The following is a 26,573-nucleotide window of genomic DNA, read 5'->3' as shown; positions in this document are numbered from 1 at the left end:
GTGTAGGTATCAGCGAACTCGCCGATCAGGACTGGTAGCGTCGGCTCTTCTTGAGACGGTCCTGAAGTGCGGACCTCGACTTCGAGCGATCCATTCCTCGGATGTCGACAAGGTGGCTGATGGTAGCATCCAGGAGCCAGTCGGTGATCTGCCTGGGCATCACCATCTCGACGCAGGAGCCCGCGTCTCGGGCGGCCTTGTCCTCACGCAGGATGCGCCGGGATACCGACGCCATGGCCGCCGACAATGCCTCGTCTACGTCGCGCGCCTGAGGACTGCGGGCTTTCTTCCTCGCCGACCTCGTGCGCTCCGAGGCCTCCCTCTGACGCTCTGTCGTCTTGTACCACTGCTCCCTCGAAACCTTTGCCATCTCGCGCTTCTCCCGTAACGCCGTTATGCGCCCGATCTAACGGCGTTATCATGCAAGCGACAAAAACGGCGGCTGGGACACCCAAGACCGCCGCGTCATCTTAAATCTTCAATGGGACACATTTGACGTCCCGTTAGCTCCGGAACCACTATATATTGAGGCTCGATAAAATTTGCATAAATGTCCGATAATCAGGGGTTTATGCGATTCCCTCCGGGCAGCAAAGAGCAGTGGCAATTGACTTTTATAGCGAATGGGTTACACCGTATTTCAGTGAAATACGGTGCGGTTTGCCATGTTGCATAACGAAAAAACCCAGGTTTCCCTCAGGTTGCCGACGCCTTTGGTTGAGGAGTTTGATCGGATTGCCGTGCTTCTGGATCGAGATCGTACCTGGGTGATGCAGAGGGCCCTTGGTCAATATCTGGCAGGTGAAGGAGCGGAAGTTCTCCGAGATGCTCAAGGCATCGATGAACTGGATCGCGGGGAAAGTGTCGATCTTGAGGACGTGCTTGAAAAGGCTCGGACAATCGTCGATGCCGCCGAATATCGCCGTGGTCAGCGGGTCGGTTGATGCCTCCTGTTCGTTTATCCAAAAGCGCAGAACGCTGGTCTGCGGTCGTAGCGCCATCTGAAGACAGACTGGTGGGGCATTCGCCCCATTTAAACCAGGGCGTGTGCCTTGGCGAGTGTCAGCCGCAAGAACCTCAAGATATGGTTAAACCGGAGCTAGAGGTATAAGCCGTCACATTTGTCCCATTCGCACATTGGATCACATCGCCAGCGCCTTGATCCGACGTGCGCGTTCGGCGTCGGTCATCGGGGGGTACTTGAGGTACTTCGGCTTGAGGGTGCGGGTCCTACACTCAGAGCGGATGCTCATCGGAGCGCCCACCTGGACATTGAACACTTCGCCGAGCAGTGCCTCGATCCTGGCCGCGACTTCGCCGCCCTCATGAAGCAGGACCATCGCCGCATCGGCCAACGCCTGACGTGTGGTGTCGGCGGTCCTGATGACCGTCTTCATCTCGGCTTCCTTCGCGGCGCGCGCAGCACGGCGTTCCTTCTGCTCCTCGGACTTCCGGGCGCGGAACTCTTCAGGCGTCTCGCCCGACCGATCCTCGCGGACCTTGCGGCCACGCTTCATCTTGGGCTTCTCGGCGACCGGCGCATCGTCGTCCGCGATCATCTCTTCGAGCAACTGCTGTGTGTACGTCTTCATGTCCGTCTCCCTCGGCTCCACTGACACAAGCATGTCGACCGGCGGAACTTCACACAACACGAAAGTTACGTGTAACTTTAATTTCTTGGACCTACATGTAACTTTGCTAACGATGACAGAGTCGCCATGAACGTATTTCGGTTACAAGTAACTTTGCGTTTTAAAAACGCGTCGCGCACTAGGAGCGCTCCGCGCGACGACTCTCCCTGGCGCTCCCAATAGATAATGAAACCAAGGGGCTTCGCCGTCACGAACCCGAAGGGTACAGGACAGCGCTATCTTATGTGTCGCTACGCTCATAATGTTCTCTCGTCCGCCTGACGGTTACTCGACGCTTCGCCGCTTTGGACCTAAAGAACAAAAACAAGCGAAGCGCCCCGCTAGGCCCCGCCAGGGAAGACAGGAAACCCCAGTGTATTCTCTGAACCCATAAGGTCTCGAAGACGCTATCCAAGGTCTTCTAAGACAACCCCGTTACGCGCTCTAATAAGTCCTCTTATTATGATTCCATGATACCACCCTGGACAGACGAGCAGAGGCGGCAGAACTCTAAGGCCCGAGAGCAATACGTGAAATAATCCTGTCGTCGGCTATTGCGCCGTGCGCCATCTCGATCAATCCTTGTTTAACGGGGAGACGATCTTGGACTACCAGCAACCTACAGACATCGACGAAATGGGCAAGCCGCGGCATAAGATGCACGGCAAGCGCGGCACGTTCATGGAACACTGGAACCAAGCTGGCGTCCGCTCTGACTACATCTGGCAGCTTTCCGGCAATGCCGTCATCCGTGGCTATCAACGCCGTGGCATCAAAGCCTCCGACTTCGATTTCGAGACCGTTCAGACAAACGACAGGACGTCGCCGAGGATCGAGATTCCCCGGGTTGTCGTCGAAACCCTCAAGACCGACATCAAGACCCTGAACGCCCAAGACATCGCGATCTTCTGGAGACTGTTCGGGCAGCACCGGCATCACGGAATCGAAGACGCCACCGCTACTATCTCGATGCAGGCCCTCAAGGACTTCCTCGGCGTCGAACACCGTAGCCGCATCATCAAGTCGCTCCAGAAGCTGACGTCGCTCCAGATGTCGATTCACGTCAACCAGTTTGGCGCTCACGGCCGTGTCTCGATGCCAATGCTTGAGATGCTGGAGATCGATGGCGAGATCGTCACGTTCGGCATGCCCAAGGTGCTGCGCGACGCCGTCGGTCATAGCAGGGACTACGGCTGGGTGGACATCAACGCCATCGCCAAGTTCCGCTCGAAATACACGACGGCGCTCTACATCAAGGCCTCATTCGAGGCTGGCAAGCACTGGTCCAAGCGGCAGACCATCGGCGGCAGCCGTCAGCAGTTCGCGTCCGCTCTCGGCATTCCGGAGACAGCACAGACCAGCGTTGTCGAAGATGCCATCGCTCGCGTCCGTGACGACCTGCTCGCCATCTCTGGCCCGCGCCGCCGCTTCAAGCTGTCGTTCGACCTGGGCTTCGGTCCTGAGGACGACATTCTCATCGAAGTCGGCAACGCGGCCAAGAAGCTCAAGGAAGTGAAGGCCCTGAACCTGACCGCAGAGGCCCGCGAACAGGTCGATGCCGTGAACACGGGCGTCAACTCGATCCCGACCGAGCGCTACCCGAACCTCCTGGTTCTGCGGAAAGCCGCGACGTGGCTGAACAGCAGCGTGCAGTTCGTCGCCGACAAGTGGAAACTGGAGGTCTGGGCGGCCATGGGCGGTAAGGCAGAGTTCAGCGTTGGCCTGTCAGACGCCGACTTCATCGGTCTGATCGACCAGCACGGCGCTGACGATGTCCTCGAGTTCTGGCTCGACAAGAAGGACTTTGCTCAGTTCGGTAGCTTCAACATCGCCGAGGACGTCGGCGTCGCCGTCGAGCGTCAGCCGAAGAAGAAGGTGGTCACCGCCGTCATCGAGACGAACGTTGTCGAAGCCGAGTATGTCGCCGATGACGACATCTCCATGGGCGACGACTACGCGCATCTCAGCTACGGCGACGAGCCGACCCCTGATTTCAAGACGGCCGCCGTTGACTACAGCGACGACGACATCGACTTCTGATCCGATCGCATCTCGTTAACCGGATGCGCGGATGCCGCGTTGACTTACCAATTCGTGCCCGGCATGGTTGCCGCGAATTGATGGAGACCGAGATGACCAACCTGCGCATAGCGATAGCCGACTGAAGCCCTTGGGGGCTGACGACCGCTATCGATCTATTCGCAGGAGACATCTCATGTCGCACTTCCGACGCAAGTTCTACACGGCTGACAGCCACTTTTCCCACGCTCTTATGCTAACCCATCCAGGCCGTCCGTTCTCTTCGACTGAGGAGATGGACGAGACCCTGATCGACCGCTGGAACGCCGTCGTCGGAGAGCGTGACATCGTCTATCACCTCGGCGATTTCGCCATGGGCCTGCACGACGAGGAGCGTGTCCGCACCATCTTCGGCCGCCTCAAGGGCATGAAGAAGCTCGTCCTCGGCAACCATGATTTCAAGAAAGCCAACCAGATGCATCCGACGATCGCACGTCTGGACTGGCTCGGGACGCCGACGACGGCGCTCGAGACGACGGACTACGGACGTCGTGTTTACCTAAGCCACTACGCCCACAGGACATGGCCTGGCGCGCATAAGGGCGCTGTCCATTTCTTCGGCCATAGCCACGGCAGCCTGCCGCCTCTTGGGCGCTCTAGGGATGTCGGGGTGGACTGCCCCGACACGGGGTTCGCCCCGCGGACGTTTGAAGAGTTGACCGTTGGCATGGACTTGGATGGCTAAGCGATGACCGGCGAAGAACTGAACCACATCTACGGCGCGATGATCTCGCCGACCGCTCCTGTCGACATTCCGGACGAATGGCTGCCTGCCGTCCACGCCGCGATGCAGGAACTCGTAGACCTGCCGACCGACGTCCGCGCGTTCTTGATCGTGATCGGCATCGTTCGCGATGCGGAGGGTGACCTCACTTTTCAGATCGCGGGCGCGGTGCATCTCATCCAAGCCAACGGCATGAAGCAGGTCAACGAGATCATTGGACGAGCGCTCGAAGCTGTCGAGCAGATCAACAAGGGGAGCCTGCACTAATGGATGACCTGATGAGCCGCGTATTCAAGCGTGCGTACGCTGACGTCGTGTATCCCTGGGCCGAGGTCGATCTCCACGTCGGCCATTTCACGGCTGCCGTCGAAGCCGCGAAGGCGCTCCGCGAACTCAACCCTGATCTTCGGATCGAGAAGCTCGAAACCGAGCGTGGTCTCATGTGGATCACGCTCGGTTTCGAGCGTCCGTTGCCCGAGGAAACCATTCACGCTGCCGACGATATCGTCAGAGACGCCACACGCCTTTCGGCGTGGTCGTGTGCGCGTGACGGCCGTCCTGGTTGGCTTGTGGATACGCCTACAGGTCCGCGAGTATGGTGCGCCGAATGCCAACAGGCGCGAGGGTATGGAGTTCATCGACATGTCGTTTGACCGTCACGACGTCGTCGAGGCCGCCGCGGCCTACGTCGATGTGTCGGTAGCCCTCGGCCGCCTCGATCCGCTCGAGACAGTGCTGTCGTCGCGACCAGCACTGATCGATGACGTCCGCGCTCTCCTCGACCGATATCGAGATGGGGAGCGACTGACGGCCCATCGATCGGGCGACGCGTACGAAGCAATGCGTCGGGAGTTCAAGGGGCTGACCATAAGTCCCGTCTAATTTCCGCCGGCGGCGTTCAGACCACAGAATCGATCTCAAGACTTCGATAGAGGGAGAGATCGATGGGGAGCCGCTGGACAAAAGAGCAGGATGCGACGCTCGCGGAAATGTGGGCGAAGAATTTTACGGACGACGAGATAGAGGCAGCCATTGGCAAGCCGCCGACCACGTTCAAACCGCGCGCTGCCGATCTCCGTCTCGGACGCCGATATCGGCCCGAGGGGAAGCCCACGGCGGACGGGAGGACGTATTGGACCTCTGACGATGACGCTCTTCTCGATCAGCTACGCCGCCGTCACATGACACTGCGCGATATCGCCGAGGCGCTCGGGCGGACCAAGGCTGCCGTCGAGAGCCGTCTCCGCAAACCAGGGCTGCAGAAGCCGAAGTCGACGTCTGTCCAGGTTCGGAAACTGAGAGAGTGCATGCGGTGTAAGACGGTTATCATGAGCGATGGCTACGGGCACCGACTGTGCAATCCATGCAAGGTATACGCTGCATATGCATGCGGACAGTACGACTGAGTCGTGATTCCGAGTCGGCAATCAAACGTCAAAATTGCTTGTTGATACTGCACGGTTTTTAGGCGGCTGACCCTATGCTGACCCTCAGGCATTTTGTGGGGGCGTGCAGAAATTTCAAAGGGTGTAGATAAGATTATGAAAACACTAGGGTTTCTGGGGAGGGAAGGTGGTGAGCGCGTTGGGGTTCGAACCCAAGACCTACTGATTAAAAGTCAGTTGCTCTACCGGCTGAGCTACGCGCTCCCGTGGGGCGAAGGCCGCCTCTCGAAAGTGCGCGGAACATATGCACGAGCCATTGAGCGGTCAACCGAAAAATGGAAGGTTTTGCGGCTTTCCTGCGGTTTCAAGTCGCGGATGCGAAAAGGTGATTGGCATTTGCGGCTTTCGGGCGCTAGGAAGGCGCACAATTCACAGGTTCCGGAGCGTTTCGCGTCATGATCGCCGATATTTCATTCCTGAGCGCGCTGGTGGCCGGAGCCTTGTCCTTTCTATCCCCTTGCGTTTTGCCGCTGGTGCCGCCTTATCTCTGTTACATGGCGGGCATCTCGCTGGACCAGTTTCGTGGCGAATCCGAGGGAAGCGCGGCGGCGGCCGTGCGGACACGGAGCGCCGTTCTTCTGACGGCCTTCCTGTTCACGCTCGGCTTTGCGACCGTGTTCGTGGCGCTGGGGGCAGGGGCGTCGACCATTGGTGGCCTCCTGCGGCAGCATATGGATCTTCTTGCGAAGGTCGGCGGGCTCATCATCATTGTCATGGGTCTGAATTTCCTTGGCCTGTTCCGGATTGGCTTTCTGGCGCGTGAAGCGCGCTTCCAGGGCGGCGGCCGGCCTGCAACGTTATCCGGCGCTTACATCATGGGCCTTGCCTTCGCCTTTGGCTGGACGCCCTGTATCGGTCCGGTGCTGGGAGCGATTCTCGGTGTCGCAGCCGCGCGTGACACGGTGGGTGATGGTGCCCTGCTTCTGGCGGTCTATTCGCTTGGTCTGGCTGTACCGTTCTGGATTGCTGCCGGTTTTTCCGGTGCGTTCATGCGCTTCCTCACCCGTTTCCGCAAACACCTGGGCGTGGTCGAGAAGATCATGGGCCTCCTGCTCGTGCTGACTGGCCTTGCCTTCATCTTCGGTTTCGTGAGCGATGCCGCAATCTGGTTCCAGCAGACCTTCCCCGTGTTGATGCAGATCGGTTAAACCGGAGCGCGTACACGAATCGGGAGCGGCGGACATGGCTGATATCATCGGGATGCTCATCCCCTTTTTCGGCCTGATTGCCGTCGGATACGGTGCGGCGCTCTATTTTCGCCAACCCATCGAAGCACTGGGATGGCTGAATATCTATGTGATCTACGCAGCCATGCCCGCACTTTTGTTCAAGCTGATGTCGCGGGCGCCCTTTGCCGATATCACCCGGTTCGATTTCATCCTGTTCGATGTGCTCGGCACCTATCTCATGTTCGTGCTGATCTTTGCAGTGGCCCGCTTGTGGCGCCGGAAAACGACGCCGGAAGCGACAATGCAGGCTTTTGCCGGTTCCTACGGCAATATCGGGTTCATGGGGCCAGGCCTTTCGCTTCTGGCTTTCGGTGAAAAGGCGGCGATCCCTGTCGCGCTGATCGTCTGCTTCGAAAACGCCACGCATTTCACGGTCATTCCGGCACTCATGGCCTTTGCCAAGGGGGATCGCCGCTCCGTCATCCAGCTTGCCGGCGATATCGGCAGGAAGGTGTTGAGCCATCCTTTCGTGCTCGGTGCACTGGCGGGGCTTGCGGCGGCCCTGCTGCAATGGAACCAGCCGAGACCGCTCGCACAGTTCGTGGATGCCCTGGCATCCTCGGCGGCACCGGTCGCGCTCTTTTCGATCGGCGTGACACTGGCACTGAAACCGTTGACCCGTGTGCCCGGCGATATTCTTGCTATCGTTCCGGTCAAACTGGTGCTGCATCCGCTGGCGGTCTATGCGGTGCTGACCAAGTTCGGCAACTTCGATCCTGTGTGGGTGCACACTGCGGTTCTGGTTGCGGCACTGCCCACGGCGGCAAGCGTGCAGGTCATGGGCCAGCACTATGGTGTTTGGCAGGAAAAGGCATCCGTGACCATCCTCGTCACCACCGCCTGTTCGGTCTTCACCCTGTCGGCGTTTCTCTACGCCATCCGGGCCGGCTGGCTGTGAACCGGGAAGTCAGCGGCGGCTGACCGCGTCTTTCAGCATCTGGGGCAGGGCCCGCAGACCGCGGCCGGGTTCCACCCCCTCGCGCATCAGCATGTTGCGCAGCGGCGCAAGGCCGGAAATGAGGTGGAGGCCAGCGGCCCTGACCATCTGCACCGGCAGGAACTCAGAAAGCAGCGAGCGATTGAGCAGATCGACGCTATAGGTACGGCTCAACACATCCATGCGGCGGCGGCGGTCGAAACGGTCGCCGGCATCGGCAGGCACCGGACGTTCGCGCACCGTGCCGAGAATTTCCGTCAGGGTGATGATGTCGCGCAGCGAAAGGTTGAGGCCCTGCGCACCGATCGGCGGGAAGGCATGGGCGGCCTCGCCGATCAGCGCGACTCGCCCCTTGCCGAACCGGTCGGCGACAAGGCTGGAAAGCGGCCAGGCCTGCGCGCCGTCTTCCACGGTTACCTTGCCGAGCATGGACTGCATGCGGGTCTCGATCCGTTCACCGAGATCCTCGGGCGAGAGCGCCAGCAGACGCTCGGCTTCCTCCGGGCGCACGACCCAAACGAGGCTCGACCGGTTGCCCGGCAACGGCACCTGCGTGAACGGGCCTGTTTCCGTGTGGAATTCGGTAGAGGTGTTGTTATGGGGCAGGGTGTGGGCAAAATTCAGCACGACAGCCGTTTGCGGATAAGCCCAGGTGCGGATACCGACACCCGCCGCTTCCCGCATGCGGGACTTGCGCCCGTCCGCACCGATCACGAAATCGGCTTCCACCGTTACGCCGTCCGAAAGGGAAAGGGTAACGCCATCGGGCGAAAGAGCGACATTTTCCACAGTAGACGGAAACAGGGTGATGTTGGGTTCCGCGACGACGGCATCCAGCAGCGCGCCGAGCAGGGAACTGTTGACAAAATTATAGCCGAAGGCGGCAACGCCGATATCCGACGAACGGAAGCGGGCAACCGGCGCGCGGATGAGCCGCGCCGTGCCATCAATGATCTGCATGGTGGAAAGGGCGGCGGCATCGGGCGAAACGCGGTCCCAAAGGCCAAGCCGTTCCATGAAGCGCACGGACTGGTCCATCAGCGCCGTGGTACGGCGGTCGGTCTTTTCCGTTTCGGGGGCAATCAGTGCAACAGAGCGACCGGCGCGCCCCATTGCAAGTGCAGCAATGAACCCGGCAAGCCCGCCACCCACAACCGCTGTTTCGAACCTTGCCATTTCACGCTCCGAAGCAATTCAACCGGACGTAACTTATGCCGCCCGCACACGGATTTCCATGCGGCATTCGGGCCCGGCGCGTTTTTCCGTCATCCGCACCATGTGAAAAGTCAGCGAATGCCGCTTTCCTCCCGTTATCTTTTCGGTCTAGAAGCGGAATGACGAGGCATTGTCCAGGGGACGCGGGCATGAAAATCTTCAATTACAGACGGGTTCCCTATGCGGAGATGCGGGCCTTTTCCGTCCACATTCTCACGGCTTCGGGCTCGTTCCTGGCCTTTCTTGGTGTTCTCGCTGCTGCTGAGCGCGATTTCGTTTCGATGTTCTGGTGGCTGGCCGCCGCACTCTTCGTGGATGGTATCGATGGCCCCATCGCGCGGCGCGTGCGCGTCAAGGAAGTTCTGCCGAACTGGTCGGGCGACACACTCGATAACATCATCGATTACGTTACCTACGTTCTCCTGCCGGCCTTCGCACTTTATCAGAGCGGCATGATCGGTGAACCCTGGTCGTTCCTCGCTGGCGGCGCCATCGTCGTTTCGAGCGCCATCTATTATGCCGACATGGGCATGAAGACCGACGAATATTTCTTCTCCGGCTTCCCCGTCGTCTGGAACATGGTCATCTTCACGCTCTTCGTGGTGGATGCCGGAATGCTGGCGGCAAGTCTTGTGGTCGCCTTTTCGGTTGTTCTCACCTTCCTGCCCATCCACTTCCTGCACCCCGTGCGCGTGAAGCGACTGCGGGGGCTGAATCTCACGGTTTTCTTCGTCTGGGCCGGGTTGGGCGCCTACGCACTGGCGGTCGGCTTCCAGACTCCGCTGTGGTTGAAGATCGGCATTACGGCAAGTGGTCTGTACCTATATGCGATCGGCGCAGTCCTTCAACTTTTTCCGGGGCTTGGCAAAAAGTAACCCGCCTGCGTCGCAACCCATGCACACTGTGTGTGGCTAAAAAAAGGGCTTGCATAAGTTTTATCCGGGTGGTCAATAATTGGTCGTGAAATCGACGCGTGAAAGCCGCCGCTGTGGAACGGGCCTGCAAGAGCCCGCCGGGTGCCGGTCGAGGGGAAAAGATTGACTATGACAGAAGCGGCCATTGTCCCGCTGTTGTCCGTTCGGAAACTGACGAAGCTTTTCGGTACTTTCGCTGCAAACAACGGCATTGATCTCGAAATCATGCCCGGCGAGATTCACGCGCTTCTCGGTGAAAACGGCGCAGGCAAATCCACGCTCGTAAAAATGCTTTTCGGCGTTCTGAGCCCGACATCCGGCGAGATTGTCTGGAACGGGACTCCGGTTTCGATCAGTTCTCCGGGCGAAGCGCGCAAGCTCGGCATCGGCATGGTGTTCCAGCATTTCTCGCTGTTCGAGGCACTGACGGTCGCGGAAAACATCGCGCTTTCCCTTGATGACAATGTGCCGCTTTCCAAGGTGGCCGAAGAGGCTGCGGCCCTGTCCCGTCAATATGGCCTGCCGCTCGATCCGTCCGCCCATGTGGCCGATCTCTCGGTCGGGGAGCGCCAGCGCATTGAAATTGTCCGCGCGCTGCTCCAGAATCCGCGTCTGATCATTCTTGATGAACCGACGTCGGTGCTCACACCGCAGGAAGCCGACAAGCTTTTCGAAACGCTGGACAAGCTTCGCGCGGAAGGCCGCTCGGTTCTTTATATCAGCCACCGTCTGGAAGAAGTGCAGCGCATCTGTGACCGGGCAACGGTGCTTCGCCACGGCAAGGTCACGGGCGCTTGCGACCCCAAGAGCGAAACACCGTCGTCGCTGGCTCGCATGATGGTCGGCGCCGATGTGGCAAGCGTCGAGCGCGACCAGAGCGTCGCCATCGGCGCGGTCAAGCTTGAGACCCGCAATCTGACGGTTGCGGCACGCACGCCGTTTGCCGTTTCACTCAAGGGCATTTCGCTTTCCGTGCGAGCCGGCGAGGTGCTGGCGATTGCTGGCGTTGCCGGCAATGGGCAGGGCGAGTTGTTCGATGCGCTTTCGGGTGAGTTCCCGCAGGCCGATGCCAATGCTGTCCTTCTCAATGGTGTGCCGGCGGGTACGCTCGGCATCAACCGCCGCCGTCTGCTGGGAGCCAGCTTCGTGCCGGAAGAACGCCACGGCCACGCTGCCGTGCCGGCGCTTTCGCTTTCGGAAAACCTGCTTCTGGCCCGCAGTCAATCGGATCGGGCGGCCTTCCTGAGCGGCGGGCCTCTGGGGCTCATCCGCCAGGGTACGCTTTCGGATGCAACGAAGCGAATCAGCGCGGAAATGGACGTCCGCAAGGCGAGCATCGACCCGCCCGCCGGGTCGCTTTCGGGTGGCAACCTGCAAAAGTTCATCGTCGGCCGTGAACTCGACCGCCAGCCGTCGGTTCTGATCGTCAACCAGCCCACCTGGGGTGTGGATGCCGGCGCGGCCAGCCGTATCCGTCAGGCGCTGGTCGACCTTGCGCGCAGCGGTTCGGCCGTCATCGTCATCAGTCAGGACCTTGACGAAATCTTCGAGGTCGCCAGCCAGATCGCTGTGATCTCTGAAGGGCGGCTTTCCGCACCCTATCCGGCCGGTGAAATGACGATGGAAAAGATTGGCCTGCTGATGGGCGGCATGCATGACGGCAGCAATCACCCGGAGGCAGCGCATGCGCATTGAGCTTGAAAGACGGCCTCGGGCATCGAAGCTGCACGCCTTGCTGTCGCCGCTTCTGGCACTGGCGCTGACCGTGTTTTTCGGCGGACTGATGTTCATGGCGCTCGGCAAGGATCCGCTGAGCGCGCTCTACAGCTTCTTCATCGAACCTTTGCTCGACACCTGGTCACTGCACGAGCTTGCCATCAAGGCCGCACCGCTGATCCTCATTGGCGTCGGCCTGTCGGTCGCTTATCGTTCGAATAACTGGAACATTGGCGCCGAAGGCCAGTTCACCGTCGGCGCGATATTCGGTTCCATCCTGCCGATCGTATTTGCCGGATGGCAGACGCCGTTGACCCTGCCCATGATGCTCATTCTCGGAGCCCTCGGCGGTGCGCTCTATGCGGGGATTCCGGCGCTGCTCAAGGCCCATTTCAATACGAATGAAATCTTGACCAGCTTGATGCTTGTCTATGTCGCTCAGCTTTTCCTTGACTGGCTGGCGCGTGGCGTGTGGAAAGACCCGAAGGGATTCAACTTCCCGCAATCTGTCACCTTCTCCGATGCCGCCACGCTTGGGCCGATGTTCGAATCGGGCCGCGCCCATTGGGCCTTTGCTTTTGCCCTCATTGCCGCTCTCCTGACATGGATCATGATGCGGTTCACGATGAAGGGTTTTCAGGTCGCAGTTCTCGGCCAGTCAGAACGGGCAGGGCGCTTCGCCGGCTTTTCCTCGCGCCGCATGATCTGGTTCTCGATGCTGTTTTCCGGCGCGTTGGCGGGTCTCGCCGGCATTTCGGAAGTCGCGGGTTCCATCGGCCATATTCAGCCGATCATTTCGCCCGGCTACGGTTTCACGGCCATTATCGTCGCCTTCCTCGGTCGCCTCAATCCACTCGGGGCCATCGCATCCGGTCTGGTTCTGGCATTGACCTATCTCGGCGGCGAAGCCGCGCAGCTTTCGATTGGCGTGTCCGATAAGGTCACCCGCGTTTTCCAGGGCCTGCTACTGTTCTTCGTGCTGTCCTGCGATACGCTCATTCTCTACAAGGTCAGGCTCGTTCTGGCGGGCGGCAAATCGGAAGGGAAGGCCTGACATGATCTTCGAAGCTATTCTTCTGACGATCATCACGGCTTCTACGCCGCTCGTCATTGCCTCGCTTGGTGAACTGGTGACGGAACGGGCCGGCGTTCTCAATCTCGGTGTCGAGGGCATGATGATCATGGGCGCCGTTGGTGCCTTCGCCGTGGCGCAGATGACGGGCTCGCCCTATATTGGCGTGATTGCCGGCATCGTCTCCGGCGCCGTGTTCTCGCTGCTGTTCGGCTTTCTGACGTTGACGCTGGTGGCAAACCAGGTGGCGACCGGCTTGGCGCTGACCATTCTCGGCCTCGGCGCTTCCGGCATGCTGGGCGAAAGTTTCGTTGGCATTCCCGGTATCAAACTGCCGGCAATCGCTATCCCTCTGCTTTCGGATATTCCCTTTATCGGGCCGATCCTCTTCAAGCAGGACATTGCCTTCTATCTGTCCATCGCACTGGTGCTCGGCATCAACTGGTTCCTGTTCAGGACCCGTGCCGGCCTGAAGCTGCGTGCGATTGGCGATAGCCATGGCTCCGCCCATGCGCTCGGCATCAACGTTATCCGCACCCGGTATCTCGCCGTCATGTTCGGTGGCGCCTGTGCCGGCCTCGCGGGCGCACAGCTTTCGCTGATCTATACGCCGCAATGGGTGGAGAACATGTCGGCGGGTCGCGGCTGGATTGCATTGGCGCTTGTCGTCTTCGCTTCCTGGCGGCCGTGGCGCGTTCTCATCGGCGGCTACCTGTTCGGTGCCGTCGGCATCGCCCAGCTTCACGCACAGATCATCGGTCAGGAATTCGGGATCGCTATCCCTGCACAGTTCCTGTCGATGCTGCCCTATGTCGCGACGGTCGTGGTTCTCGTTCTCATCTCGCAAAATCGGCGCACGACGCTGATCAACACACCCGCATCGCTCGGCAAGCCGTTCGTCCCGGATCGCTGAGCTGCCACCAACTTCGGAAACATCAACCAAAGAGGTTACTATGAAAAAGCTTCTTCTTTCCTTTGCCGCCAGCGCTGCGGTTCTGGTTGGCGCTGCCGTTACGGCAGAAGCCGCCGACAAGACCAAGGTCTGCTTCATCTACGTCGGCTCCAGAACCGACGGTGGCTGGACCCAGGCCCACGAACTCGGCCGCCAGGAACTCGAAAAGGCGCTTGGCGACAAGATCGAAACGCCCTTCCTTGAAAACGTTCCCGAAGGTCCGGATGCCGAACGCGCCATCGAGCGCATGGCCCGTTCCGGCTGCAGCCTCGTCTTCACCACCTCCTTCGGCTTCATGGATGCGACGCTCAAGGTTGCGCAGAAGTTCCCGAAGGTGAAGTTCGAGCACGCAACGGGCTACAAGACCGCCGAAAACGTCTCCACCTACAACTCGCGTTTCTATGAAGGCCGCTTCATCAACGGCCAGATCGCTGGCGCCATCTCCAAGAAGGGCGTTGGCGGTTACATCGCGTCCTTCCCGATCCCGGAAGTCGTCGCCGGCATCAACGCCTTCGTGACCGGTGCCCGTACCGTGAACCCCGACTTCAAGCTGAAGGTCGTATGGGCAAACACCTGGTTCGACCCCGGCAAGGAAGCCGACGCCGCCAAGGCTCTCATCGACCAGGGCGTCGATATCCTGACGCAGCACACCGACACGACCGCACCGATGCAGGTTGCCGCCGAGCGTGGCATCCAGGCCTTCGGTCAGGCGTCCGACATGATCAAGGCTGGCCCTAAGACGCAGCTTTCGGCCATCGTCGATACCTGGGGTCCCTACTACATCAAGCGCACCAATGCGTTGCTCGATGGAACGTGGAAGTCTGAACAAAGCTTCGACGGCCTGAAGGACGGCATCCTGACCATGGCGCCCTACACCAACATGCCCGACGACGTGAAGGCCAAGGCCGAAGCAACCGAAGCCAAGATCAAGTCCGGCGAGATCGCCCCCTTCACCGGCCCGCTCAACAAGCAGGACGGCACCCCCTGGCTCAAGGCTGGTGAAAAGGCGGATGACGGCACCATCCTCGGCATGAACTTTTACGTTGAAGGCGTAGAAGACAAGCTGCCGCAGTAATCTGTCGGAAATCATTGCCGTAAATCCGGCCCGCATCGCTAAGCCGATGCGGGTCTTTGCTTTTCTGTTATTTGCCCCAACAAAGAAGGGGTTATTATTGATAGGCGGTTTTTTAACCGATTTGCGTTCATGCACGCTATTCTTGTCCTGCATTGTCATAATTCAGGACACAACAGAAGTGCGCAGGCCAACACTGGAAGCAACGCTGAAAGGGCGGCAAGCCACGACCAACCATGCCCGCGTCGTGGAGCAGCTCGGAAGGGATATCGTTTCCGGTCGGTTTGATACCGGAGCCTTGTTACCGGGTGATGCCGAGCTTGCCCAACGGTTTCATGTTTCGCGCACGGTTCTCCGCGAAGCGCTGAAAACACTCGACGCCAAGGGGCTGATCAGTCCGCGTGTGCGTATCGGAACCAGTATTCGCGCTCGCGCCGAATGGAACCATTTCGATCCGGAAGTGCTGCTCTGGTATATCGAAACCGGGGTCGATGCACGCCTCTTGTCTCAACTGGCAGTCGTTCGTTTGGCGTTTGAGCCCGTCGCCGCCGGGCTGGCCGCGCGCAATGCAACCGACGCGGAGATCACGACCATCAATCAGAATGTCAGCAGCTTGCTTTCGGGCACGCTGTCCGCAGAAGATGCGGTTGCAGCCATGCTTTCCATTCATACGGCGGTGACCGAAGCATCTGCCAACGTCTTTCTTCAATCAGCTCACGCGCTGTTGAAAGCGGCACTCATCGGCCATTTCCGCTATGATCCGGCATTCGCCGAACATGTGTGCCGCGAAGCCGGTGACAGCTACCGTGCGCTCGTGACCGCGCTTCTGGAGCGTAACGAGGACGTGGCGTCGTCTGCCATGACGACCATCGTTCACGCAGCCGGCGCCCCCGCCTGAAACCTTCAACGTATCGCCTTTGAGCAAGCGCCCCCTGCTGCTATGAAGAAGCAGAGAGTCGCACTCGCTTCTTGCCGAGAGCGGTTAAGGATTAGAAGGCAGGGAAGGGCATTTTCATGGAACGCAGTTGTCTGGCAGTCATTCTCGCCGCTGGCGACAGTACGCGGATGAAATCCAGCCTTTCGAAGGTTTTGCACCCGGTTGCCGGCCTGCCGATGATTTCGCACGTTGTCCGGGCGATTGACGCTGCCGGCGTTCGCAATGCGGCATTGGTCGTCGGTCGTGACGCCGATAAGGTAACGGCGACCGCCGCCGCGGAAGGTGTGCCTGTCGAGGCTTTCTTTCAGGAAAAACGTCTTGGCACCGGCCATGCCGTTCTGACGGCGCGCAAAGCGATTGCGGCGGGATATGACGACGTGATCGTCGTTTATGGCGATGTGCCTTTGATCACGCCCGAACCGCTGCTGGAGGCCCGCCGTGCGCTCGCTGCAGGCAACGACGTCGTGGTCATTGGTTTTCACACGGATGCCCCAACCGGCTATGGCCGCCTTCTGACGGAAGACGGGCAACTGGTCGCCATCCGTGAGGAGAAGGATGCGACCGAGGCTGAACGGGCGGTCAAGTGGTGCAATAGCGGCATCATGGCTATCGACGGACACAAGGCCCTCGATCTTCTGGAGCGTATCGGCAATAGCAATGCCAAGGGCGAATATTATCTGACGGATCTCGTGGAGATCGCGCGGGCGCGCGGTGGTCGCACCGTCATGGTCGCGGCCTCCGAGGAGGAAATGACCGGCTGTAATACCCGCGCTGAACTCGCCGTGCTCGAAAGCCTGTGGCAAAAACGCAAGCGCCGCGAAATCATGCTGTCCGGCGTGACCATGATTGCGCCGGAAACGGTGTTCCTGTCCCATGATACGGTGATCGGCCAGGATGCCCTGATCGAACCCAATGTGGTTTTCGGTCTGGGCGTGACGGTGGAGAGCGGCGCGGTGATCCATGCCTTTTCCCATCTGGAAGGCGCGCATGTCGAAGCCGACGCGACCGTCGGTCCCTTTGCCCGCCTGCGCCCCGGCGCGCACCTCGCCGAAGGCTCCAAGGTTGGAAATTTCTGCGAGGTGAAGAAGGCGGAGATCGGCAAGGGTGCCAAGGTCAATCACCTGACCTATATCGGCGATGCGTTTATCGGCGCGGATGCCAACATCGGTGCTGGCACCATTACCTGCAATTACGATGGTGTGAACAAACACGTGACCCGCATCGGCGAGCGTGCCTTTATCGGCTCCAACACATCGCTGGTGGCGCCGGTTTCGGTAGGCGACGATGCGCTTGTCGCCTCGGGCAGCGTCATCACGGCCGATGTTCCGGCGGAAGCGCTGGCGCTTGGCCGTGCGCGACAGGAAATGAAGCCGGGACGAGCGGTCGTTATCCGTGAGCGCAATCTCGCCGTCAAGGCCGCGAAGAAGAAGGGGTGAGGTGCTACGTTACGCGCCGAAACCGAAAGTGACCGGCGCGGCGATTGCGCTTTGATACCCACGCGCTAAAGCATTTCGAGTAGAGGCCGCGTGGGCCTGTAACCTGGGATATATGGAAGAACAGCATGTGCGGCATTGTTGGAATCGTGGGCAATGAACCGGTCGCCGGTCGTCTGGTCGATGCGCTGAAGCGCCTTGAATATCGTGGCTATGATTCCGCCGGTGTCGCGACCATCGACCATGGCGTGCTCGACCGTCGGCGCGCCGAAGGCAAGCTGTACAATCTGGAACACAAGCTGGCTGGCGATCCTCTGCCCGGCACCACCGGCATCGCCCATACCCGCTGGGCCACGCATGGCATTCCCAATGAAACCAATGCCCATCCGCATTTTGTCGATGGTGTAGCCGTCGTTCACAACGGTATCATCGAAAACTTTTCCGAAATCCGCGATGAGTTGCTGGCCGATGGCGCAACCTTCGCCAGCCAAACCGATACGGAAGTCGTCGCCCAGCTTCTGGCGAAATACACCCGCGAGGGACTGTCCCACCGCGATGCCATGCTGAAGATGCTGAACCGCGTCACCGGCGCCTATGCGCTGGTGGTGATGTTTCAGGACGATCCGGACACGATCATGGGTGCGTTGTTCGGCCCGCCGTTGGCCATCGGCTGGGGCAAGGGCGAGATGTTCATCGGCTCGGACGCCATTGCGCTTGCTCCCTTCACCAATGAGATCACCTATCTGCTCGATGGCGACTGCGCGATCCTCACGAAGACTGGCGCCGAGATCATCGATCATGCCGGCAAGCCGGTAGCTCGCCAGCGCCAGATCACCCAGGCCGCCGCCTTCATGGTCGACAAGGGCAACCATCGTCATTTCATGGAAAAGGAAATCCATGAGCAGCCCGAAGTCATTTCGCACGCGCTGAGCCATTATGTCGATTTCACCACCAACAAGGTGACAACCCAGCCCGGCATCGATTTTGCCGCCGTGCGCAGTCTTGCAATCTCCGCCTGCGGCACTGCCTATCTTGCGGGCCTGACCGGCAAGTACTGGTTCGAGCGTTATGCACGTCTGCCGGTCGAGATCGATGTGGCTTCGGAGTTCCGTTATCGCGAGATGCCGCTCTCGCCGGATCAGGCCGCACTCTTCATTTCCCAGTCGGGCGAAACCGCCGATACGCTGGCTTCGCTTCGCTACTGCAAGGCTGAAGGCCTGAAGATCGGCGCCGTCGTGAACGTCAAGGAATCGACCATTGCGCGTGAGTCGGATGCGGTCTTCCCGATTCTCGCCGGTCCGGAAATCGGTGTGGCCTCCACGAAAGCCTTCACCTGCCAGCTTGCCGTTCTGGCCGCCCTTTCGGTGGCCGCCGGCCGCGCTCGCGGCACGGTTTCGGAAGCCGAGGAAATCGCGCTGGTCAAATCGCTGATCGAAATGCCGCGCATCATGAACCGCGTGCTCAATGCCGTTCAGCCGCAGATCGAAAACCTCGCGCGTGACCTGTCGCGCTACAAGGACGTGCTCTATCTCGGTCGCGGCACCAGCTATCCGCTAGCGCTGGAAGGCGCGCTGAAGCTCAAGGAAATCTCCTATATCCATGCCGAAGGCTATGCGGCCGGAGAGTTGAAGCACGGCCCCATCGCGCTGATCGACGAGAACATGCCGGTCATCGTCATTGCCCCGCATGACCGCTTCTTCGAGAAGACCATCTCGAACATGCAGGAAGTGGCGGCGCGCGGCGGCAAGATCATCTTCATCACAGACGAAAAGGGCGCGGCAGCTTCCAAGCTTGCGACCATGGCGACCATCGTGCTGCCGAATGTCGATGAGATCATCGCGCCGATGGTCTTTGCCCTGCCGATCCAGTTGCTCGCCTATCATACGGCCGTCTTCATGGGTACCGATGTGGATCAGCCGCGCAACCTCGCGAAGTCGGTAACGGTGGAATGATCATCCGCCACGAGAGGGCCGGTGACGAAGCGGCCATCGAGGCCGTGACCATCGCCGCCTTCACCGGGCACCCCTATAGCGATGGGTCCGAACCCCGGATCATCCGCGACCTGAGGCGGGCGGGCGCTCTTGCCCTGTCTCTGGTCTGCGAGGAAGGCAGCGACATCATCGGGCATGTCGCCCTTTCTCCCGTGCTCATCGATGGCGTCGATTGCGGCTGGTTCGGTCTCGGTCCCATCTCCGTCTTGCCGGATTTCCAGCGCGCGGGCATCGGCTCGGCCCTGATGAAGGCGACCATTGCCTGGATGCAGGATCGCGACGCTGGCGGCTGTGTCCTCGTGGGCGACGCCGCCTATTACAGCCGCTTCGGTTTTGCAGCGCGGGAAGCACTTGTTCTGCCTGATGTTCCCCCGGTATTTTTCCTGGCGCTGCCCTTGTCGGATCAAGGCCGCTCCGGCATTGTTGCCTTCCATCCGGCGTTTCATGGCAAGGGTGACGGTAAGGCATGAGCGACAACCCGGACAAGATTTCATTTGGTACGAGACTGCGCAACAGCTTCCTGACGGGGCTGATTATCTGCGCGCCTCTCGTCATCACGTCCTGGCTGATCTGGACCTTCATCCATTGGGCCGATAGCTGGGTGAAGCCCTATATCCCGCTGCATTACAATCCGGAAGAATATCTGCAGTTCGCCATTCCCGGTCTGGGCCTGCTGATTGCCGTCATTTTCATCACGCTGATCGGCCTGCTTGGCTCGAACCTCATCGGCCAGTGGGTCGTCACCTTCACCGAGTCGGTACTGAACCGCACGCCGCTGGTGCGCCCGATCTACAAGGGCGTAAAGCAGATTTTCGAAACGGTGCTGAAGGAAAATTCCAGTTCCTACCGCAAGGTCGGGCTGATCGAGTTTCCCGGTCCCGGTACCTATGCCATGGTCTTCATCGCGGATGAGGCCAAGGGCGAACTGGCAGCGCGTTTCAACGAAATGGGACAGGAAATGGTGGCCGTCTTTCTGCCGCCGACGCCCGTGCCGACTGCTGGCTTCCTGCTCTTCGTGCCGAAGGACAAGATCATCCCGCTCGACATGACCCCGGAAGATGCCGCCAAGCTTCTGCTCTCCGGCGGCCTCGTGACGCCTGATTTCAAGGAGCGGGCGGAGCCGGTCGCCTGACGTCTCAACCGGCGCGCAGGAAACGGATCGCCTCATCGCGGCGATAGAGGTAGAGCAGGGTGCGCAACGCCTCTCCACGCTCACCCTGAAGCTCGGGGTCACGGTCGATCACATAGGCTGCATCCTTGCGGGCGATCTCCAGAAGATCGCCGTGGGCCTCAAGGCTTGCGATCCGAAAGCCCGGCGTGCCGGACTGGCGGGTGCCGAGCAATTCGCCCTCGCCCCGCAGCCGCAGGTCCTCTTCCGCAATCAGGAACCCGTCCTCGCTTTCCCGCAGGATGTTCAGCCGCGCCTTGCCATTCTCCGACAACGGCGCCTTGTAGAGCAGGATGCAGGAGGAAGCGCCATCGCCACGCCCCACGCGTCCGCGCAACTGGTGAAGCTGGGCAAGCCCGAAGCGCTCGGCATGTTCGATGACCATGATCGTCGCATCCGGCACGTCGACGCCCACCTCGACAACGGTCGTCGCCACCAGCAGCCGCGTCTCGCCATCCTTGAAAGCGCTCATCGCGGCTTCCTTGTCCGCGACGCTCATGCGTCCGTGTATGAGCCCTGCCTTGTCACCGAAGAACTGGCGCAGAACGGCGTGGCGCTCCTCGACAGAGGTTAAATCGCTTTCTTCGGATTCCTCCACAAGTGGGCATATCCAATAAGCTTTTTTACCTTCTTCAACCGCTTTCTCAAGCCTATGAACGATCTCGTCCAACCGCTCGGCGGGCACGGTCACGGTCTGGATGGGCTTGCGGCCCGCCGGCTTCTCGGTGAGCTTGGAAACGTCCATGTCGCCGAAGGCTGCCAGCACCAGCGTGCGGGGAATGGGGGTCGCAGTCATCACCAGCATATGCGGCGCAAAGCCCTTGGCCGTCAGGCGCAGACGCTGGTGAACGCCAAAACGATGCTGCTCGTCCACCACTGCCAGCATCAGGTCGGCATAGGTCACGCCATCCTGAAACAGCGCATGCGTCCCGACAATGATCTGCGCTTCGCCCGAGGCGATCCGCGCGAGCGCCGCATTTTTCTCGCTCGCCTTCATCTTTCCCGTAAGCAGTTCGACGGAAATATCTGTTTTTTCTAGGAAACGGGATATAGTTGCAAAATGCTGCCGGGCGAGAATTTCAGTCGGTGCCATCAGCACCGCCTGACCGCCCGCCTCGACGGCGGCCGCCATGGCCAGCAACGCCACCAGCGTCTTGCCGGAACCGACGTCGCCCTGAATGAGCCGCAGCATGCGCTCTTCGCTCGCCATGTCCTTCAGAATATCCGCCACCGCATTCCTCTGGCTTTCGGTCGGCGAGAACGGCAAGTTGGCGAGGATCTTTTCCGCCAGCCTACCGCTGGCGTGTACAGGGCGGCCTTTGGTACGGCGAACATTGCGACGCACCAGCGCCAGCGATACCTGACCGGCCAGAAATTCGTCATAGGCCAGACGGCGGCGGGCCGGTGCCTGCGGGTCCATGTCGGCGGCATCGCGCGGATCGTGCAGGCGACGGAAGGCGTCGCCTGTGGTCGGGAAGCCTTGCTTGCGCACGAGCGTCTCGTCCAGCCATTCGGGAAAATGCGGCAGACGGCTGACGGCGGCTTCCACCGCGCGACGCAGCACCTTGCCGGAAAGGCCCGCCGTCAGCGGATAGACGGGCTCGACGACGGGCAAGTTATCCGCCTCGCTGACCTTGACCATGTAATCCGGGTGAACCATGGAGGCGCGGCCATTGAACCAGTCGACCTTGCCGCTCACCATCACGTCTTCGTCGATGGGCAGCGCCTTTTCCAGCCAGTCCCCCTTGGCGTGGAAGAAGGTGAGCGCCAGTTCGCCGGTGCCATCCTGAAGGAACACGCGATAGGGCGCGGACCGGTTGCCGCGCGGCGGTGGCTGATGGCGATCCACGCGAGCGGCGATGGTCACGACGGTGCCCTCTGGTGCAAAGGCGATCTCCGGCCGGGTCCGCCTGTCAATGAGGGAATGTGGCGGCAGGAAGAGCAGATCCACCACGCGCGCATCCTCGCCGTCCTCGTGACCGGTCAGCTTGGCCAACAGCACGGCAAGCTTGGGTCCGACGCCCGGAAGCGAAGTGACCGAGGCAAACAGGGGATCGAGCAGGGCTGGACGCATGACCGGAATGGAACTCTCGTAAAAGCGGGTGCCGCGAACGGCTGACAGGGGCGAAATTAAGGGTTATAGAAGCGCGCATCAACAGCGCATGTCGCCGAAACCACGTTGCATTTTCAGCGGACGTTTGCGCGAGACATCGAAGCCCGAAGGTAAGACCATGACCGGATTGACCCGCACCAGCGCCGATCTCGATGAACGCCGCCGCCGCATTCTCTATCGCTGCTGGCATCGTGGCATTCGCGAAATGGACCTTATTCTGGGTCAGTTCGCCGAAAAGGAAATCTCAGGATTCGATGAGGCGGAACTGGATGCGCTCGAACATGTGATGCGCGAGGAAGATCAGGACCTCATTAGCTGGATCAACGGTTCGCGCGCCGTGCCGGAACATATGGATACGCCGATGTTTCAGCGCATTGCCGCCACCCGCCCGGATTTCGATCCCGTGACAATGGATAATATCGGCGCGAAGTGATGATTTCCGGATTTGACGCCAAGCGGATCGGCGCATCGCAGGAAGCGCTGACGGTAGGTCATGTGCCCGCTGGCATGGACCCGTTCCTGCTGGCGGAACTGGCGCGCGAGGGCCAGCCCGTGGCCTTCCTGATTTCGGACGGCCAGCGTCTGGCCGATCTCCAGCAGATGCTGTCTTTCGCCGCCCCTGAAATTCCGGTGCTGACGCTGCCGGCCTGGGACTGTTTGCCCTATGACCGAGTGTCGCCGAGCGCCGACACATCGGCTCGAAGGCTGGCAGCCCTGGCCGGGCTCGCCCAGCATGCGAAGAAGCCGCATGCGGCCATCGTCATCGTCACGGTCAATGCCATGCTGCAGAAGGTAGCGCCGCGCGAGGTGATTGAAGCCTCCGGCTTTTCGGCCAGGCCCGGCAGCCAGATCCGCATGGAAGACATCGCCGCCAAGCTGGAAAAGAACGGTTTCGACCGCGTTCCGGCCGTGCGCGAAGTGGGTGAGTTCGCGGTGCGCGGCGGCATTCTCGATGTCTTTGTGCCGGGAGCGGAAGAGCCTGTACGGCTCGATTTCTTCGGCGATACGCTGGAGAGCATCCGCGCTTTCGATCCCGCCAGCCAGCGTACGACGGGCCCGGTGCGGTCGCTCGATCTCAACCCGATGAGCGAAGTGACGCTGACGCCGGATGCGATCAGCCGCTTCCGCAAGAACTACCTCAGCATGTTCGGCGCGGCGACCCGCGACGACGCGCTCTATGTCGCCGTGTCCGATGGCCGCCGCTATGCCGGCATGGAACATTGGCTGCCGCTCTTCCATGAAAATCTGGAAACGGTCTTCGACTATCTCGAAGGGTTCCGCATCGTCACCGACCACACGGTGCGCGAGGCCGCCGCCGAACGCGCGCGGCTGGTTCAGGACTATTATCAGGCCCGCCACGAGAACATGATACCGGGCAAGAGCCATGGCGGCACGCAGGGTGCACCCTACAAGCCGGTTCCGCCGGGCCAGCTTTATCTCAGCGCCGAACAGTTCGGCCGTCTTCTCGATGAACGCAAGGCGATCCGCCTGACGCCGTTCAATGAGGCCGAAACGGGCGCGACCCGTGTTCTGGAACTCGACGCTCATGCGGGGCCGCGCTTTGCACCGATGGCCAACGAGGCAGGCGAGGGTGAGCGGGTCAACGTCTTCGACATCGCCGTCAAGCACATCGCAGACAAGCGCGCCAAGGGCTCGAAGGTGCTGGTGACCGGCTGGTCCGACGGTTCACTCGATCGCCTGCTGCAAGTACTGAACGAACACGGCCTTGAGCGGATCAAGCCCGTCGCCTCTTGGAAAGAGCTTCTGAAGCTCGGCAAGGGCGAGGCGGGATCGGCGGTTCTGAGCATCGAGAACGGCTTCGAAACCGGCGATCTCGTCGTGGTCGGCGAGCAGGATATTCTCGGCGACCGCATGGTGCGCCGGACAAAGAAGCGCAAACGTGCCGCCGATTTCATTGCTGAAGTGGCGGGGCTTGATGAAGGCTCCATCGTCGTTCACGCCGAACACGGCATCGGTCGCTTCGTCGGTCTGCGCACGATCAAGGTGGCGGGCGCAGAACATGCCTGCCTGGAACTTCAATATGCCGACGACGCCAAGCTGTTCCTGCCGGTTGAAAACATCGACCTGCTGTCCCGCTACGGCTCTGAGTCCTCCGACGCGCAACTCGACAAGCTCGGCGGTGGCGCCTGGCAGATGCGCAAGGCCAAGCTCAAAAAGCGCTTGTTGGATATGGCCGGCGGCCTCATCAAGGTCGCCGCTGCCCGTCTCGTGCGCCATGCGCCTGTGCTTTCGACGACCGAGGGCCTTTACGACGAATTCGCCGCGCGCTTCCCCTATGAGGAAACCGAGGACCAGATGGCCGCTATCGAGGCCGTGCGTGAAGATCTCGCCGCCGGCCGGCCGATGGATCGTCTGGTGTGCGGCGATGTCGGCTTCGGCAAGACGGAAGTGGCGCTGCGCGCCGCCTTTGCCGCTGCCATGAACGGCGTTCAGGTGGCCGTCGTCGTGCCGACCACGCTGCTCGCCCGCCAGCACTTCAAGACTTTTTCCGAGCGCTTCCGCGGCCTGCCCATTCGTGTCGAGCAGGCCTCGCGTCTGGTTGGCCCCAAGGAACTGGCGCAGGTGAAGAAGAACGCGGCCGAAGGCAAGGCCGATATCGTCGTCGGCACCCATGCGTTGCTGGGGCAAGGCGTGAAGTTTGCCAATCTCGGCCTTCTCATCATCGATGAGGAGCAGCATTTCGGCGTCAAGCACAAGGAGCGGCTAAAGGAGTTGAAGACGGACGTTCACGTCCTGACCCTTTCGGCGACGCCCATTCCGCGCACGCTGCAACTGGCCATGACCGGGGTGCGCGAACTTTCGCTCATCACCACGCCGCCAGTCGATCGCATGGCGGTCAGAACCTTCATCTCGCCCTTCGATCCGCTGGTTATTCGCGAAACACTGATGCGCGAACATTATCGCGGCGGACAGAGCTTCTATGTCTGCCCGCGTCTGGCGGATCTTGCCGATATCAAGGCCTTCCTCGAATCCGACGTGCCGGAACTGAAAGTCGCCATCGCCCACGGGCAAATGGCGGCGGGCGAACTGGAAGACATCATGAACGCCTTCTACGAGGGCAAGTATGACGTGCTTCTTTCGACCACCATCGTCGAATCCGGCCTCGACGTGCCTTCGGCCAATACGTTGATCGTGCACCGTGCGGATATGTTCGGTCTGGCGCAGCTTTACCAGATCCGCGGCCGCGTCGGCCGGTCCAAGGTGCGCGCCTTTGCGCTCTTCACATTGCCGGTCAACAAGGTTCTGACCTCAGGTGCCGACCGCCGCCTAAAGGTGCTGCAATCGCTGGACACGCTGGGCGCCGGCTTCCAGCTTGCCAGCCACGACCTCGACATTCGCGGCGCCGGCAACCTTCTGGGCGAGGAACAATCCGGCCACATCAAGGAAGTCGGTTTCGAGCTTTACCAACAGATGCTGGAAGAAGCCGTTGCGGAAGTACGCGGCGACGAGGATGTGGCCGAGCGCGGCTGGTCGCCGCAGATTTCGGTCGGCACCTCGGTCATGATCCCGGAAAACTACGTTCCGGATCTGCATCTGCGCATGGGCCTTTACCGCCGTCTGGGCGAGATCACCGAACTCAAGGAGATCGATGCCTTCGGCGCGGAAATGATCGACCGCTTCGGCCCGATGCCGCTCGAACTTCAGCATCTGCTGAAGGTGGTCTATATCAAGTCGCTCTGCCGCGTCGCCAATGTGGAAAAGCTGGAAGCAGGCCCGAAGGGCGTCGTCATCCAGTTCCGCAACAAGGAATTCCCCAATCCGGCGGGTCTTGTCGGCTATATCGCCAAGCAAGGTTCGCTGGCAAAGATCAGGCCGGACCACAGCGTCTATCTCAACCGCGACCTGCCCACCCCCGAAAAACGCCTCAGCGGCGCGGCGGTGGTCATGACGCAACTCGCAGAACTGGTGAAGCAGGGCTGATAG

General features: G+C 60.5%; 24 protein-coding genes and 1 tRNA gene. 19 read left to right on the top strand and 6 right to left on the bottom strand.

The genetic code is table 11. The features are described from left to right. Positions 1–25: 25 nt before the first annotated feature. Positions 26–235 carry a hypothetical protein gene (locus GGQ66_RS04540; RefSeq protein WP_183789876.1) on the bottom strand — a complete coding sequence of 70 codons (210 nt, stop codon included), beginning with the start codon at positions 233–235 and terminating at the stop codon, positions 26–28. Between the two features lie 430 nt (positions 236–665). On the opposite strand from GGQ66_RS04540, the gene GGQ66_RS04535 reads away from it, so the two are divergent. Further along, positions 666–944: a CopG family ribbon-helix-helix protein gene (locus tag GGQ66_RS04535; protein ID WP_183789874.1), complete on the top strand. Its 279-nt coding sequence runs from the start codon at positions 666–668 to the stop codon at positions 942–944. Between the two features lie 198 nt (positions 945–1,142). Here GGQ66_RS04535 and GGQ66_RS04530 read toward each other — a convergent pair whose 3' ends face one another. Further along, positions 1,143–1,592, bottom strand: coding sequence for a hypothetical protein (locus GGQ66_RS04530; RefSeq protein ID WP_183789872.1), 450 nt, complete (start codon positions 1,590–1,592; stop codon positions 1,143–1,145). Between the two features lie 642 nt (positions 1,593–2,234). On the opposite strand from GGQ66_RS04530, the gene GGQ66_RS04525 reads away from it, so the two are divergent. The 3 genes from GGQ66_RS04525 to GGQ66_RS04515 all read left to right on the top strand — a co-directional run bounded on the left by GGQ66_RS04525 (position 2,235) and on the right by GGQ66_RS04515 (position 4,701). Next, positions 2,235–3,671 (top strand): RepB family plasmid replication initiator protein, encoded by a 1,437-nt coding sequence (locus GGQ66_RS04525; RefSeq protein WP_183789870.1) that lies wholly within the window; start codon positions 2,235–2,237, stop codon positions 3,669–3,671. Between the two features lie 175 nt (positions 3,672–3,846). Next, positions 3,847–4,395, top strand: a complete 549-nt coding sequence (locus GGQ66_RS04520) for a hypothetical protein (RefSeq protein ID WP_183789868.1) — start codon at positions 3,847–3,849, stop codon at positions 4,393–4,395. Positions 4,396–4,398: 3 nt separating this feature from the next. Beyond that, positions 4,399–4,701: a hypothetical protein gene (locus GGQ66_RS04515; RefSeq protein WP_183789866.1), complete on the top strand. Its 303-nt coding sequence runs from the start codon at positions 4,399–4,401 to the stop codon at positions 4,699–4,701. Here GGQ66_RS04515 and GGQ66_RS04510 read toward each other — a convergent pair. Beyond that, entirely contained in the window at positions 4,698–4,925 is a 228-nt protein-coding gene (locus tag GGQ66_RS04510; protein WP_183789864.1) for a hypothetical protein, read from the bottom strand. The two genes, GGQ66_RS04515 and GGQ66_RS04510, sit on opposite strands and share 4 nt — an antisense overlap. Before the next feature lie 136 nt (positions 4,926–5,061). On the opposite strand from GGQ66_RS04510, the gene GGQ66_RS04505 reads away from it, so the two are divergent. Next, on the top strand, positions 5,062–5,316 hold the full coding sequence (locus GGQ66_RS04505) for a hypothetical protein (protein WP_183789862.1): 255 nt from the start codon (positions 5,062–5,064) through the stop codon (positions 5,314–5,316). Positions 5,317–6,007: 691 nt separating this feature from the next. Here the strand turns inward: GGQ66_RS04505 and GGQ66_RS04500 are convergent. Further along, positions 6,008–6,083 (bottom strand) — tRNA-Lys (locus GGQ66_RS04500). Positions 6,084–6,274: 191 nt separating this feature from the next. Here GGQ66_RS04500 and GGQ66_RS04495 point away from each other — a divergent pair. Continuing rightward, the gene (locus tag GGQ66_RS04495) at positions 6,275–7,027 is read left to right on the top strand and encodes a cytochrome c biogenesis CcdA family protein (RefSeq protein WP_183789860.1); all 753 of its coding nucleotides are present in this window, start codon (positions 6,275–6,277) and stop codon (positions 7,025–7,027) included. Positions 7,028–7,061: 34 nt separating this feature from the next. Further along, positions 7,062–8,006 (top strand): AEC family transporter, encoded by a 945-nt coding sequence (locus tag GGQ66_RS04490; protein ID WP_183789858.1) that lies wholly within the window; start codon positions 7,062–7,064, stop codon positions 8,004–8,006. A 9-nt stretch (positions 8,007–8,015) separates the two neighbouring features. Here the strand turns inward: GGQ66_RS04490 and GGQ66_RS04485 are convergent, their stop codons facing one another. Continuing rightward, a complete protein-coding gene (locus GGQ66_RS04485) occupies positions 8,016–9,221 on the bottom strand; it encodes a UbiH/UbiF family hydroxylase (RefSeq protein WP_183789856.1) in 1,206 nt (401 codons plus the stop codon). Positions 9,222–9,409: 188 nt separating this feature from the next. Between GGQ66_RS04485 and pcsA the strand changes: the two genes are divergently transcribed. The 10 genes from pcsA to GGQ66_RS04435 all read left to right on the top strand — a co-directional run bounded on the left by pcsA (position 9,410) and on the right by GGQ66_RS04435 (position 20,479). Beyond that, the gene (pcsA, locus tag GGQ66_RS04480; RefSeq protein ID WP_183789853.1) at positions 9,410–10,135 is read left to right on the top strand and encodes a phosphatidylcholine synthase; all 726 of its coding nucleotides are present in this window, start codon (positions 9,410–9,412) and stop codon (positions 10,133–10,135) included. A gap of 168 nt (positions 10,136–10,303) precedes the next feature. Continuing rightward, positions 10,304–11,869 carry an ABC transporter ATP-binding protein gene (locus GGQ66_RS04475; RefSeq protein WP_183790338.1) on the top strand — a complete coding sequence of 522 codons (1,566 nt, stop codon included), beginning with the start codon at positions 10,304–10,306 and terminating at the stop codon, positions 11,867–11,869. Continuing rightward, entirely contained in the window at positions 11,859–12,944 is a 1,086-nt protein-coding gene (locus GGQ66_RS04470) for an ABC transporter permease (protein WP_183789851.1), read from the top strand. The genes GGQ66_RS04475 and GGQ66_RS04470 overlap by 11 nt, the downstream gene beginning before the upstream one ends. 1 nt (position 12,945) lies before the next feature. Then, positions 12,946–13,875: an ABC transporter permease gene (locus tag GGQ66_RS04465; RefSeq protein ID WP_183789849.1), complete on the top strand. Its 930-nt coding sequence runs from the start codon at positions 12,946–12,948 to the stop codon at positions 13,873–13,875. Positions 13,876–13,915: 40 nt separating this feature from the next. Further along, entirely contained in the window at positions 13,916–14,989 is a 1,074-nt protein-coding gene (locus GGQ66_RS04460; RefSeq protein WP_183789846.1) for a BMP family ABC transporter substrate-binding protein, read from the top strand. Between the two features lie 46 nt (positions 14,990–15,035). After that, on the top strand, positions 15,036–15,884 hold the full coding sequence (locus GGQ66_RS04455) for a FadR/GntR family transcriptional regulator (RefSeq protein WP_183789844.1): 849 nt from the start codon (positions 15,036–15,038) through the stop codon (positions 15,882–15,884). 116 nt (positions 15,885–16,000) lie between these two features. Then, the gene (glmU, locus tag GGQ66_RS04450) at positions 16,001–17,359 is read left to right on the top strand and encodes a bifunctional UDP-N-acetylglucosamine diphosphorylase/glucosamine-1-phosphate N-acetyltransferase GlmU (protein WP_183789842.1); all 1,359 of its coding nucleotides are present in this window, start codon (positions 16,001–16,003) and stop codon (positions 17,357–17,359) included. 125 nt (positions 17,360–17,484) lie between these two features. Continuing rightward, the gene (gene glmS, locus GGQ66_RS04445) at positions 17,485–19,308 is read left to right on the top strand and encodes a glutamine--fructose-6-phosphate transaminase (isomerizing) (RefSeq protein ID WP_183789840.1); all 1,824 of its coding nucleotides are present in this window, start codon (positions 17,485–17,487) and stop codon (positions 19,306–19,308) included. Beyond that, positions 19,305–19,817: a GNAT family N-acetyltransferase gene (locus GGQ66_RS04440; protein WP_183789838.1), complete on the top strand. Its 513-nt coding sequence runs from the start codon at positions 19,305–19,307 to the stop codon at positions 19,815–19,817. Before glmS ends, GGQ66_RS04440 begins: the two co-directional genes overlap by 4 nt. Further along, positions 19,814–20,479, top strand: coding sequence for a DUF502 domain-containing protein (locus GGQ66_RS04435; protein WP_183789836.1), 666 nt, complete (start codon positions 19,814–19,816; stop codon positions 20,477–20,479). The genes GGQ66_RS04440 and GGQ66_RS04435 overlap by 4 nt, the downstream gene beginning before the upstream one ends. 4 nt (positions 20,480–20,483) lie before the next feature. Here GGQ66_RS04435 and recG read toward each other — a convergent pair whose 3' ends face one another. After that, positions 20,484–22,589 (bottom strand): ATP-dependent DNA helicase RecG, encoded by a 2,106-nt coding sequence (recG, locus tag GGQ66_RS04430; RefSeq protein ID WP_183789834.1) that lies wholly within the window; start codon positions 22,587–22,589, stop codon positions 20,484–20,486. 157 nt (positions 22,590–22,746) lie between these two features. Here recG and GGQ66_RS04425 point away from each other — a divergent pair, with 157 nt between their 5' ends. After that, positions 22,747–23,061 carry a succinate dehydrogenase assembly factor 2 gene (locus tag GGQ66_RS04425; protein WP_183789832.1) on the top strand — a complete coding sequence of 105 codons (315 nt, stop codon included), beginning with the start codon at positions 22,747–22,749 and terminating at the stop codon, positions 23,059–23,061. Further along, positions 23,061–26,570: a transcription-repair coupling factor gene (gene mfd, locus GGQ66_RS04420; RefSeq protein ID WP_183789829.1), complete on the top strand. Its 3,510-nt coding sequence runs from the start codon at positions 23,061–23,063 to the stop codon at positions 26,568–26,570. Before GGQ66_RS04425 ends, mfd begins: the two co-directional genes overlap by 1 nt. The last annotated feature ends 3 nt before the right edge of the window (positions 26,571–26,573 follow it).

It is taken from the genome of Allorhizobium borbori (assembly GCF_014196535.1).
GTDB classification, from domain to species: Bacteria; Pseudomonadota; Alphaproteobacteria; order Rhizobiales; family Rhizobiaceae; genus Ectorhizobium; species Ectorhizobium borbori.
Note: the sequence above shows the minus strand (reverse complement) of the source record. Positions and strands in the feature narration are given on the sequence as shown.